The following is a 12,213-nucleotide window of genomic DNA, read 5'->3' as shown; positions in this document are numbered from 1 at the left end:
GGGCACAGGGGCGGTACGCGGGCCACAGGGGCGGCACACGGGGCGACGGGAGCGGTACGCGGGCGACACCTGCGGTACGCAGACGGACGGACGGCCCGGAGACGGGCAAGGACCCGCGACAGACAGGAAGGGACCCCCAGCCCCACCTATGGGCTGAGGGCCCCTCACAGAGCCGTACAGGGCCGCTGAGCGGGCCAAGCGAGAACCGCTGAGCCGCCGGGCCGGGGCCCATACGCACACCCGCGGGCCGGGCCTACGTACGCACCCGCCTTACTCCGTCGGCCGCTTCGGCCGCCAGACCACCAGCGCGCTCGCCTGCTGCACATCCTGATACGGCACCAGATCCCGCCGGTACGAAGCGTGCACCTGCGCCTCGCGCTGCCGCATCGCCGCCGCCGCGCCGTCCACCGCCGCCGACAGCTCGGCGATCCTGGACTGGAGCGCGGCCACCTGGTTCTCCAGCTCGATGATCCGCTTGATGCCGGCCAGGTTGATTCCCTCGTCCTGCGACAGCTGCTGCACCTGGCGGAGCAGTTCGATGTCACGGGCCGAGTAGCGGCGCCCGCGCCCCGCCGTACGGTCCGGGGAGACCAGACCGAGGCGGTCGTACTGTCTGAGGGTCTGCGGATGCAGCCCGGAGAGCTGGGCCGCCACCGAGATGACGTACACCGGCGTCTCCTCGGTGAGCTGGTACGGATTGCGCCGCCGGCCGTCCCCACCGGGCCTGTCCGCCCTGTCAGCCATGTTCACGGGGCTCACGCTCCCTTCGCCGCCTGGAACAGCTCCGCCCGCGGGTCTTCGTCCGCGGTCGCCTTGCGGTAGGCCTCCAGCGCGTCACGTGCCTGCGCGCCGAGATCCCTGGGCACCACGACCTCGACCGTGACCAGCAGGTCGCCACGGGTGCCGTCCTTCCGTACGGCGCCCTTGCCACGCGCTCGCATCGTACGGCCGTTGGGCGTCCCCGGGGGCAGCTTCAGCGTGACCGGTGGACCGCCGAGGGTCGGCACCTTCACCTCGCCGCCGAGCGCCGCCTCCGTGAAGGTGACGGGCACGGTGACCGTGAGGTTGTCGTCCTTTCGGCCGAACACCGGGTGCGCGTCGACATGGACGACCACATAGAGATCGCCGCCCGGGCCGCCGCGCTCGCCGGGAGCGCCCTTGCCACGCAGCCGGATCCGCTGGCCGTCACTGACGCCCGCCGGGATCCGGACCTGCATGGTCCGCGAGGACCTGGCCCGCCCGCTGCCCTTGCAGACCTCGCAGGGGTCCTGGGCGATCAGCCCGCGGCCCTTGCAGTCCACGCACGGGTCGGTGAGCGAGAAGCCGCCGCCGGTGCCGCGCGAGACCTGCCCGGTGCCCACACAGGTCGGGCAGACCCGCGGTGTGCCGTTCTTGTCGCCCGTGCCCGAACAGGCCTTGCAGGGCGCCTGGCTGGACATCCGCAGCGGGACCGTCGCGCCGTGCACCGCCTCGGTGAAGCTGAGCGTCACCTCGGACTCGATGTCCTGGCCGCGCCGCGGCTGCGTACGGGTGCCCGTACCACCGCGGTTGAAGATGCCGCCGAAGACGTCCCCGAGCCCGCCGCCGAAGCCTCCGGCGCCGGCGCCCGGCTGCGTACCGCCCTGGGCGCCGCCGAAGAGGTCGCTCAGGTCGAAGTTGAACGAGCCGTTGCCGCCGGCGCCGGGTCCGGGCCGGAACCCGCCGTTGCCGAACAGGGCGCGCGCCTCGTCGTACTCCTTGCGCCTCTTGGGGTCGCCGAGGACGTCATTCGCCTCGGAGACCTCCTTGAAGCGCTCCTCGGCCTTGAGGTCGCCCTTGTTGGCGTCCGGGTGGAACTCGCGGGCGAGCTTGCGGTACGCCTTCTTGATCTCGGCCTCGGTCGCGTCCTTCGGGACGCCGAGAACCTTGTAGTAGTCCTTCTCCACGAAGTCCTTCGTGCTCATTCCCGACGTCCCTCCTCTCCGTCGCCGTCAATTCCCTTGCCGTCTCCGGCCGGCACCGCGTCAGCCCTCCTCCGGGCCACCGCTCTCCTTGTCGTTCGCCGACTCGGCCTGCTCGTCGGCGGACTTGGGCTGGGCCCCGGGCTGGGGCTCGGCCACCGCGACCCGGGCCGGCCGGATCGTCCGCTCGCCGAACCGGTACCCAGGCTGGAGGATCGCGACGCACGTCGTCTCCGTGACATCCGGCGCGTACGAGTGCATCAGGGCCTCGTGGACCGTCGGGTCGAAGGGCTCGCCCTCCTTGCCGAACTGCTGGAGGCCCAGCTTCGCGACGACCGTCTCCAGCGACTCGGCGACCGACTTGAAGCCGCCCACCAGCTCCTCGTGGTCCCGCGCCCGGCCGATGTCGTCGAGCACGGGCAGCAGCTCGGTCAGCAGGCTCGCGACGGCGATCTCCTTGACCGTGACGCGGTCGCGCTCCACCCGTCGGCGGTAGTTCTGGTATTCGGCCTGAAGCCGCTGGAGATCCGCGGTGCGCTCGTTGAGCGCCATACGGACCTGGTCCAGCCGCGCGGTCAGCGCTACTTCCTGTACGTCCCCGGCCGAGGCCGCCGGGCCCGGCTCCCGCAGGGGGTCCGGCTCGGCGGCATTCGGCGTGGCGTCATCGTGTCCGGCGCCGGAGGGGACGTCGGGCTTCTCGTCGAAGCCCGGGGTCTCCTCGGTCACACCGCACCGTCCTTCTTGGGCCGCTCGTCGTCCACGATCTCGGCGTCGACGACATCGTCGTCGGCCTGGGTCCGGCCGGCGCCCGCGGCACCGTCGGCGCCGCCCGCGGCGGCACTGGCCTGCGCGTCGGCGTACATCGCCTGGCCGAGCTTCTGGGAGACGGCCGCGAGCTTCTCCGTGGACGTACGGATCTCCGCGGTGTCCTCGCCCTTCAGCTTCTCCTTCAGCTCGCCGATGGCCACCTCGACCTCGGCCTTGACGTCGCCGGGGACCTTCTCCTCGTTGTCCTTGAGGAACTTCTCCGTCTGGTAGACGAGCTGCTCGGCCTGGTTGCGCGTCTCGGCGGCCTCGCGGCGGCGGTGGTCCTCGTCCGCGTACTGCTCGGCCTCCTCACGCATCCGGTTGACCTCGTCCTTCGGCAGCGAGGAGCCGCCGGTGACGGTCATCTTCTGCTCCTTGCCGGTGCCGAGGTCCTTCGCGGCGACGTGCATGATGCCGTTGGCGTCGATGTCGAAGGCGACCTCGATCTGCGGCACACCGCGCGGGGCGGGCGGCAGACCGGTCAGCTCGAACATCCCGAGCTTCTTGTTGTACGCCGCGATCTCGCGCTCGCCCTGGTAGACCTGGATCTGCACCGACGGCTGGTTGTCCTCGGCCGTGGTGAAGATCTCGGAGCGCTTCGTCGGGATCGTCGTGTTCCGCTCGATCAGCTTGGTCATGATGCCGCCCTTGGTCTCGATACCGAGGGACAGCGGGGTGACGTCGAGCAGCAGGACGTCCTTGACCTCGCCCTTGAGGACACCGGCCTGGAGCGCGGCGCCGATGGCGACGACCTCGTCCGGGTTGACGCCCTTGTTGGCCTCGCGGCCGCCCGTCAGCTCCTTGACCAGCTCCGCGACGGCGGGCATCCGGGTCGAGCCGCCGACCAGCACCACGTGGTCGATCTCGGAGAGCTGGATCCCGGCGTCCTTGATGACGTTGTGGAACGGGGTCTTGCAGCGGTCCAGCAGATCAGCGGTGAGCTGCTGGAACTGGGCGCGGCTGATCTTCTCGTCCAGGTGCAGCGGGCCCTCGGCGGACGCCGTGATGTACGGAAGGTTGATCGTCGTCTCGGAGGAGGACGACAGCTCGATCTTCGCCTTCTCCGCAGCCTCGCGGAGACGCTGGAGAGCCATCTTGTCCTTGGACAGGTCCACGCCGTGTCCATTGGCGAACTGCTTCACCAGGAAGTCGACGACGCGCTGGTCCCAGTCGTCACCACCGAGGTGGTTGTCACCGTTGGTGGCCTTCACCTCGACGACGCCGTCACCGATCTCCAGCAGCGAGACGTCGAAGGTGCCGCCGCCGAGGTCGAAGACCAGGATCGTCTGGTCGTCCTTGTCGAGCCCGTACGCCAGGGCGGCGGCCGTCGGCTCGTTGACGATACGGAGCACGTTGAGGCCCGCGATCTCGCCGGCCTCCTTGGTGGCCTGGCGCTCCGAGTCGTTGAAGTACGCCGGGACGGTGATCACCGCGTCGGTGACCTTCTCGCCCAGGTACGCCTCCGCGTCCCGCTTCAGCTTCTGCAGCACGAAGGCCGAGATCTGCTGGGGGTTGAAGTCCTTGCCGTCCAGGTTGATCCGCCAGTCGGTGCCCATGTGGCGCTTGACCGAGCGGATGGTCCTGTCGACGTTCGTAACCGCCTGGCGCTTCGCGACCTCGCCGACGAGCACCTCGCCGTTCTTGGCGAAGGCGACGACGGACGGCGTGGTCCTGGCGCCCTCGGCGTTGGTGATGACGGTGGGCTCGCCGCCTTCGAGAACGCTGACGACGGAGTTTGTCGTGCCCAGGTCGATGCCGACCGCACGTGCCATTTCGATTCCTCCATGACTTGAGTGGAACAGGCTCAAGGATGCATCACAGACTCCGACGAGTCAAAGGACCTGAGCCAAGGGGACTCAACTATTGTGCGGATGCCTTGCACCCGGCGGGTTGCCCCCGGTTCACGACGCTTCCCCATGCGATCGTTCTGTATCAAATACCTTGAATGAGTCAGAAGCCATGTAATCCCCAAAGGCTCTGAAACGTAACAGAACGCACAGAAACGGTCAGGTGTGACCTTGAAGCGACGCATGATGTGGCGCCCGCAGCACCGCCCGGACCCCAAGCGCCTTCTGGATCTGACGCTCGGCTCGGCCCTTCTGGTGCTGGCCGCGCCCCTGCTCACGGCAGCCGTCCTCGTCCTCGCACTCTCCCGGCCGGCCGACGGCGTATTCCTGCGCGACTACCGCACAGGACTCAACGGACGGCCCTTCATCCTGAGTTCCCTGCGTATCCGCCGGTTCCGGCTGGATCTGCTCTCCCGCCTGCCCCATGTCGTACGAGGAGACCTCTCCCTGGTGGGGCCCGCGCCGCTGAAGGTCGGCTCCGCAGCGGGGGCGGCGCCGTGGCGTCAGCTCGTACGGCCGGGACTGACCGGTCTGGCGCAGGTGCGGCGGCACTCGACACTGCCCTGGGACGAGACGCCCCTCCTCGACCAGCACTATGTGGAGCACCACTGGATCGGGCTCGACCTGGCGATCCTGGCCCACACCCTGCCCGCGCTCTACAAGGCGCGCGCCCGGCGGGACCCGCACCGCCTCCCCCGCGGGTACTCGCGGGCGGACACCTACTGGCTGGGCACCGTACGGCGGCCGGACCCCGGACTGCCGCACGCCCGGCGCCCGGCGGTGGTCCCGGCCAAGGGGGCGGCGAGGGTCCGCTGAGCGGCGGCCGGGCTCCCCGCGACAACGGCCAACACCCCCCTGGGCGGCGGCCGGGCCCCGGAGCGACGCAGATCACCGGCTGCGCAGCTACATTGCGGCGGGACAAGTGGGTAACCTCAGCCACGGACTGATTAAGTTACCGCTTAGTAGAGTGGGACTTCCTACTCTTATTACCATCCGCTTTTCCACCCGCGCAGGCCCCGAGGAGCCACCCCATGCAACTCGCCGCGATCATCGTGTCGCTGGTGCTCGCCGTCGTCGGTGTGGCGCTGTTCGGCCGGGCCATCGCCCAGATCTACCGCTTCGTACGGCTCGGCCAGGACGTCCCGGCAGGCACCCGCACCGACGAGCCCGCCCGGCGCACCCTGACGGTCGCCAAGGAATTCCTCGGCCACACGCGGATGAACCGCTGGGGCATCGTCGGGGTGGCGCACTGGTTCGTCGCGGTCGGCTTCTTCACCCTCGTACTGACCCTGGTGAACGCCTTCGGGCAGCTCTTCAAGGCCGACTGGCTGCTGCCGGTCATCGGTGACTGGACGCCGTACGAGGTGTTCGTCGAGCTGATCGGCGCGCTGACCACCCTCGGCATCCTCACCCTGATCGTCATCCGGCAGCTCTCGCTCCCCGGCAGGGCCGACCGCAAGTCGCGGTTCGCGGGCTCCAACTTCGGCCAGGCGTACTTCGTCGAGGCCGTCATCCTCATCATCGGGCTGGCGATCCTGCTGCTGCGCGGCCTGGAGGGCGCGCTGCACCACGCCGACTCGTACCAGGCCGCGTATCTCGTCTCGTATCCGCTGGTCGCCGCCTTCAAGGGGCTGAGCACCGGCACCCTGCAGAACCTGGTCTATCTGATCGCGATGATCAAGATCGGGACGTCCTTCATCTGGATGATCACCGTCGCGCTCAAGACCGACATGGGGATCGCCTGGCACCGCTTCCTGGCCTTCCCGAACATCTGGTTCAAGCGCGAGGCGGACGGTTCCACGGCCCTCGGCGCGCTGCTGCCGATGACCAGCGGCGGCAAGGAGATCGACTTCGAGGACCCGGGCGAGGACGATGTCTTCGGTGTCTCCCAGATCGAGCACTTCTCCTGGAAGGGCATCCTCGACTTCTCCACCTGTACGGAGTGCGGCCGGTGCCAGTCGCAGTGCCCGGCCTGGAACACCGGCAAGCCGCTCTCCCCGAAGCTGCTGATCATGTCGCTGCGCGACCACGCGCACGCCAAGGCCCCGTATCTGCTGGCGGGCGGAGGCAAGAACGCGGAGGGCGAGGAGAAGGCCTCCGCCGAGCAGCTCGCCGGGGTGCCGGCCGCGGCCCTCGCGGAGGCCGAGCGCCCGCTGATCGGGGCGCTGGAGGCCACGTCCGACGGCGGCTTCGCCGGGGGCGGCGTCATCGACCCGGACGTGCTCTGGTCCTGCACCACCTGCGGCGCGTGTGTGGAACAGTGCCCGGTCGACATCGAGCACGTGGACCACATCGTCGACATGCGGCGCTACCAGGTGATGATCGAGAGCGCCTTCCCGAGCGAGGCCGGGACGATGCTCAAGAACCTGGAGAAGAAGGGCAACCCCTGGGGGCTGGCGAAGAAGCAGCGCCTGGAGTGGACCAAGGAGGTCGACTTCGAGGTGCCGGTCGTCGGCAAGGACGTCGAGGACCTGTCGGAGGTCGACTATCTCTACTGGGTGGGCTGCGCGGGCGCGCTGGAGGACCGGGCCAAGAAGACCACCAAGGCCTTCGCGGAGCTGCTGCACATCGCGGGTGTCTCGTTCGCGATCATGGGCGGGGACGAGAAGTGCACGGGCGACTCGGCCCGGCGTCTGGGCAATGAGCCGCTGTTCCAGCAGCTCGGCCAGGAGAACGTCGCGATGCTGAACATGGCGTTCGGCGAGTCCCTCGACGAGGACGGCACCGCTGACGCCGCCACGAAGAAGCCGAAGTCGTCCAAGAAGATCGTCGCGACCTGCCCGCACTGCTTCAACACCATCGCGAACGAGTACCCGCAGCTCGGCGGCGAGTACGAGGTCATCCACCACACCCAGTTGCTCCAGCACCTCGTCGACGAGGGCAGGCTCGTGCCCGTGACGCCGGTCGAAGGGCTCATCACGTACCACGACCCCTGCTATCTGGGCCGTCACAACAAGGTCTACACACCGCCGCGCGAGATCATCGCCAAGGTCCCGGGCCTGCGGAACGAGGAGATGCACCGCCACAAGGAGCGCGGTTTCTGCTGCGGCGCGGGCGGCGCGCGGATGTGGATGGAGGAGCGGATCGGCAAGCGCGTCAACGACGAGCGCGTGGACGAGGCGCTTTCGCTGAACCCGGACATCGTCTCGACGGCATGCCCGTTCTGTCTGGTCATGCTGACCGACTCGGTCAACGGCAAGAAGAACGCGGGGCAGGCGAAGGAGTCGCTCCAGGTGGTGGATGTGGCGCAGTTGCTGCTCGATTCGGTACGGACGCCCGCGGGGCCGGAGGGTTCGGACGCGCAGGAAAGCGCGCCGGAGCCTGAACCGGTGAAGTAGCGGGCCCGTGAGGTAAGTGTTCGGGATACGAACGGCCGGCGGCCGGACCTGACTGGGAGCGGGTCCGGGCCGGCCGTCTCCGTTTTCCTGTGCCTGTTTCCTGTGCCTGTACGTCTTCTTGTTTCTTGTGCTTGTACGTCCTCTTGTGCTTGTACGTCTGCTTACCTGTGCGCATCAGGTTGGGACGCGTGGGGCGGGGTGGTTCGGTCGTGCGGCTGCGATTGCGGATGCGGATCGGTGCGGGTGCGGTCTCGGTCTGCGCCTCCGTGTGTACGGCAGTGCTGCTGGCCGGGTGCACGGCGGCCCCGGACCCGGCGGGCGGCGGCCGAGGCGGGGACGCCAAGAACGGCGACACGGCGCCGCTGGCGGGCAAGGGCGACGCCGTACGCCGTCCCGTACCGCACGGCCGGGGCAGCGGGCTCCCGGACGACTTCAACGGCGACGGCCACCGTGACCTCGTACTGAACGACCTGGTCAAGGCGGCGGACGACTCGTACGGGGACGACGCGGGGATCGGGATCGTGTACGGGACGGGCGCGGGCGGTTCGGGCGCCCCGGGTTCGTCGGGCGGTGGTACGGCCTCGGGCAGCGGCACAGGTACGGGCGGTGGTACGGGGCGGGGCTCGGGGGCCGCGCTCGATCCGGCCGTACGCCAGATCCTCGCCCCGCGCACCCACGGCGCCCGGGTCGGGGGCACGCTCCCGGCCGCGTTCGACGCCATGGCGGCGTGCGACCTCGACAAGGACGGGTTCGGCGATCTGGTCATCGCCACGGACCCGCCGTACGACGGCACCGGTATGCCGCCCGTACCGCTCCAGCTCCTCTTCGGAGGCCCGTCCGGTCTGGCCGGCAGGGCGGTGGTCCTCAGGATCCCCGGCGCGGCACGCTTCGGCAACGAGTGGCCCGACCACCCGGTCTGCGGCGACTTCGACGGGGACGGCTCGATGGATCTGGCGGTCACGGCGAGCGCGGGCCGGGTGAGTTTTCTGCGCGGTCCGTTCAGCCGGGCCGGGGCCCCGCGCAGCGCCGCGGCGCCGGTCACGGGCGGCGGCCCGGCGCTCGAAGCGCCCGCGCCCGCGGCGGATGCCGACGGCGACGGTTACGACGACCTGGTGTACTCGGCCCGCGCCCACAAGCCGGGGACGGCCGCTCGTGGCGCGCTGCTGCTCGGGGGCCCGGACGGTCCGGGGCGCGCGGGCGGCTCGTACCGTTTCAAGGCGGTGGGACTGCCGCTCGCGCCCGCGCTGCCGAACGGGAAGGGCGGCAGTGACGGTGCCACCGATGTGCGCGTCGCCACCGATGTGCTCGTGTCCGCGGACTTCACCGGGGACGAGCGGCCTGATCTGGTGACCCGTACGCACCGGGGAGAGACGGCGGATGTGATCGCGCTGTACGAGGGGACGGGCGGCGGGGCCGCGGGGGCCGGCGAGACGGGCGGTGGCTTCGCGGACCGTCCGGTGCTCACGTTCAGCACATCGCTCTTCCTGAAGTAACTCCCCGGGTTCCTGGGCGGGTTGCCGACGCGGCTCCTGCGGCGGGTCACCGATGCGAGTTGCCGGGGGCAGGCGCGGGCGGGTTCCTGGGGCAAACCCCCCAGGGTCCCCTTAGGGGATGTCACAGCTCGGCCGCAATGGACGGTCCGTTGGGCCGGCTCAGCGCTGCCGGACGCGAAGACCAGGTACGTTCGATCGCGTGGCTGGATTCAGGATCGGACGCGGCCGGGACAACCGCACCTCGCAACAGCAACCGCAGCGGCATCAACCGCAACAGCAGCCGTACGGACGGCAGGCGGCACCACCGCCCCCCGGTTACGGCGGCGGGCACCGGGCGGCACCTCCGTACGGTCAGCAGCAGTGGCCCCCGGCGGGCAGCAGCGGCGGAGGCCAGTACGGCGGGCCGGGCGGACACGGCGGTGCGCAGCGCGGCGGTGGCGGTGGCGGTGGCGGAGGCGGGCACGGTGAGCCGGAGTACTTCGGTGACCCGTACGCCCAGCAGCCCCCGCAGGGCCCGCACGGCGACCCGTACGCCAACAACCCGGGCCACACGCAGATGTTCAGCGTCGGCGAGGACCCGTACGGCGACGGTGGCACCTACCGTGCCGGCGCCGCCCCGGCGCCCGTCGGCCCCCGGCTGGGCTGGAAGGACCTGCTGAGCGGCATCGTGCTGCGCCCCGGCGCGACGTTCCTGCAGATGCGCGACTACCCGGTCTGGGGCCCCGCCCTGATCGTGACGTTCATCTACGGCCTGCTGGCGCTCTTCGGCTTCGACGCGGCCCGCGACGACACGATAAACGCGACGCTGACGACCGCCATCCCGTACGTCCTGACGACGGCCGTCGCCTTCGTCCTCGGCGGGCTGATCCTGGGCGCGGTGACCCACACGCTCGCCCGCCAGCTCGGCGGCGACGGCGCCTGGCAGCCGACCGTCGGCCTCTCCATGCTGATCATGTCCATCACGGACGCCCCGCGGCTGGTCTTCGCGGTCTTCCTGGGCGGCGAGAACGGCCTGGTGCAGATCCTGGGCTGGGTGACCTGGATCGCGTCGGGGGCGCTCTTCACGCTGATGGTGGGCAAGTCGCACGACCTGCCGTGGCCGAAGGCGCTGGGCGCGTCGGCGATTCAGCTCGTAGCGCTGCTTTCGTTGCTGAAGCTGGGCACGATCTGAGGGCTGAGGGGGCCACTGTCTGAGGGGTTGGGGGCGTCGGGGGACGGCTCAACACCTACCGACGGGCGGCTCAGTCGTCCGTCGGGTCCGACGGATCCGACGGGGGACGTACGACAGGTACGACCGGTGGCTGGACGCTCCAGGGGAAATTGATCCAGTCGTCGGTGCGCTTCCAGACGTACTCGCACTTCACGAGGGACTGGGTCTTCTCGTAGATCACCGCGCTGCGCACCTCGGCGACATGGTCCACACAGAAGTCGCGGACCAGCTTGAGCGTCTTGCCCGTGTCGGCGACGTCGTCCGCGATGAGCACTTTCTTGTGCGAGAAGTCCACAAGATTGGGGACGGGCGCGAGCATGACCGGCATCGGGAGCGTGGTGCCGATGCCCGTGTAGAACTCGACGTTGACGAGATGGATGTTCTTGCAGTCCAGGGCGTACGCGAGACCGCCGGCGACGAAGACACCGCCGCGCGCGATGCTGAGGACGAGATCGGGTTCGTAACCGTCGTCGGCGATTGACTGCGCGAGTGCGCGGACGGCGTGCCCGAACTGCTCGTACGAGAGATTCTCCCGTGCCGCAGCCATACCGACCGCCTCCCCGGTCATACCGACCGACTCCCTCGTCCGTCTCCGTCTCACACCTGAGTGCGGTGGAAGTTCAGATAGGAGCGCGAGGCCGTGGGCCCGCGCTGGCCCTGGTAACGCGAACCGTACCGTTCGGAACCGTACGGATGCTCCGCCGGCGAGCTGAGCCGGAAGAGACAGAGCTGCCCGATCTTCATTCCCGGCCAGAGTTTGATGGGCAGGGTGGCGAGATTCGACAGTTCGAGGGTGACGTGCCCGGAGAATCCCGGGTCGATGAAGCCGGCGGTGGAGTGCGTGACCAGCCCGAGCCGCCCGAGGCTGGACTTCCCCTCCAGCCGGGAGGCGATGTCGTCGGGCAGCGAGATCACTTCGTACGTAGAGGCGAGCACGAACTCCCCGGGGTGCAGGATGAACGGCTCGTCGCCCTCAGGCTCGACCGTACGCGTCAGATCGGCCTGTTCGACGGCTGGATCGATATGGGGATAGCGGTGGTTCTCGAACACCCGGAAGTACCGGTCGAGCCGCACATCGATGCTGGAGGGCTGCACCATCGACCCGTCGTACGGCTCGATGCGCACACGTCCGGAATCGAGCTGGACCCGGATGTCCTTGTCTGAGAGAAGCACGCCCCGAGGATACGCAGAGCGCGCGGACCCACCTCAGTCGGGCGGCCCGCGCGCTCCCTCACGCCCATGGTCAGCGCGGTCAGCGCTGTTCCGACTCCACCGGCACCGTCGGCCCCGCCGACTCCACCGGCACCGCCGATTCCACCGTCCTCACGGGCTCCGCGACCGCCACGGGCACGGCATGCCGCAACCGCGCACACCGAGGACACCGGATGAGCCGCCCGGGCCCGATCCTCGCGGTGTCGAGCTGCTGCATCGGGAACGTCGTGGTGCTGAACACATGCCCTTCGGCACAGCGGACGACGGTGCGCTCCATCAAGTCCATCAGGTCCTCTCCCCAACAAACACGGACGAACGCCCACACTAAGGGATGAAGAAGACACCCCCCACCCCGGCACTCCGCCC

The 12,213-nt window shown here is 69.6% G+C and carries 11 protein-coding genes; 4 read left to right on the top strand and 7 right to left on the bottom strand.

The genetic code is table 11. The annotated features are described in order from the left end of the window. Positions 1 to 270: 270 nt before the first annotated feature. Genes WH07_RS14400 through dnaK form a run of 4 tightly spaced genes read right to left on the bottom strand, consistent with a single transcriptional unit; the run spans position 271 to position 4,519 of the window. A complete protein-coding gene (locus WH07_RS14400; RefSeq protein WP_046500259.1) occupies positions 271 to 744 on the bottom strand; it encodes a heat shock protein transcriptional repressor HspR in 474 nt (157 codons plus the stop codon). 11 nt (positions 745 to 755) lie between these two features. Then, a complete protein-coding gene (gene dnaJ / locus WH07_RS14395) occupies positions 756 to 1,943 on the bottom strand; it encodes a molecular chaperone DnaJ (RefSeq protein ID WP_046500256.1) in 1,188 nt (395 codons plus the stop codon). 60 nt (positions 1,944 to 2,003) lie between these two features. Next, a complete protein-coding gene (gene grpE, locus WH07_RS14390; protein ID WP_046500255.1) occupies positions 2,004 to 2,666 on the bottom strand; it encodes a nucleotide exchange factor GrpE in 663 nt (220 codons plus the stop codon). Continuing rightward, entirely contained in the window at positions 2,663 to 4,519 is a 1,857-nt protein-coding gene (dnaK, locus tag WH07_RS14385) for a molecular chaperone DnaK (protein ID WP_046500254.1), read from the bottom strand. The genes grpE and dnaK overlap by 4 nt, the downstream gene beginning before the upstream one ends. A gap of 246 nt (positions 4,520 to 4,765) precedes the next feature. On the opposite strand from dnaK, the gene WH07_RS14380 reads away from it, so the two are divergent. The 4 genes from WH07_RS14380 (at position 4,766) to WH07_RS14365 (ending at position 10,596) form a co-directional block, all read left to right on the top strand. Next, positions 4,766 to 5,410, top strand: a complete 645-nt coding sequence (locus WH07_RS14380; protein WP_408645841.1) for a sugar transferase — start codon at positions 4,766 to 4,768, stop codon at positions 5,408 to 5,410. 215 nt (positions 5,411 to 5,625) lie between these two features. After that, on the top strand, positions 5,626 to 7,932 hold the full coding sequence (locus tag WH07_RS14375) for a (Fe-S)-binding protein (RefSeq protein ID WP_046500253.1): 2,307 nt from the start codon (positions 5,626 to 5,628) through the stop codon (positions 7,930 to 7,932). Positions 7,933 to 8,159: 227 nt separating this feature from the next. Then, on the top strand, positions 8,160 to 9,425 hold the full coding sequence (locus WH07_RS14370; RefSeq protein ID WP_046500252.1) for an FG-GAP-like repeat-containing protein: 1,266 nt from the start codon (positions 8,160 to 8,162) through the stop codon (positions 9,423 to 9,425). A 199-nt stretch (positions 9,426 to 9,624) separates the two neighbouring features. Next, complete coding sequence (locus WH07_RS14365; RefSeq protein WP_046500251.1) at positions 9,625 to 10,596, top strand: Yip1 family protein; 972 nt, start codon at positions 9,625 to 9,627, stop codon at positions 10,594 to 10,596. A gap of 70 nt (positions 10,597 to 10,666) precedes the next feature. Here the strand turns inward: WH07_RS14365 and WH07_RS14360 are convergent, their stop codons facing one another. The 3 genes from WH07_RS14360 to WH07_RS14350 all read right to left on the bottom strand — a co-directional run bounded on the left by WH07_RS14360 (position 10,667) and on the right by WH07_RS14350 (position 12,133). Next, positions 10,667 to 11,182, bottom strand: coding sequence for a phosphoribosyltransferase (locus tag WH07_RS14360; RefSeq protein ID WP_046500257.1), 516 nt, complete (start codon positions 11,180 to 11,182; stop codon positions 10,667 to 10,669). Positions 11,183 to 11,232: 50 nt separating this feature from the next. Then, positions 11,233 to 11,808 carry a dCTP deaminase gene (gene dcd / locus WH07_RS14355; protein WP_046500250.1) on the bottom strand — a complete coding sequence of 192 codons (576 nt, stop codon included), beginning with the start codon at positions 11,806 to 11,808 and terminating at the stop codon, positions 11,233 to 11,235. A gap of 79 nt (positions 11,809 to 11,887) precedes the next feature. Continuing rightward, on the bottom strand, positions 11,888 to 12,133 hold the full coding sequence (locus tag WH07_RS14350; RefSeq protein WP_046500249.1) for a hypothetical protein: 246 nt from the start codon (positions 12,131 to 12,133) through the stop codon (positions 11,888 to 11,890). Positions 12,134 to 12,213: the final 80 nt, after the last annotated feature.

The organism is Streptomyces odonnellii (genome assembly GCF_000981895.1).
Classification (GTDB): Bacteria; Actinomycetota; Actinomycetes; order Streptomycetales; family Streptomycetaceae; genus Streptomyces; species Streptomyces odonnellii.
The sequence above is the reverse complement of the archived record's forward strand: the minus strand, read 5'-3'. Positions and strand labels throughout refer to the sequence as shown.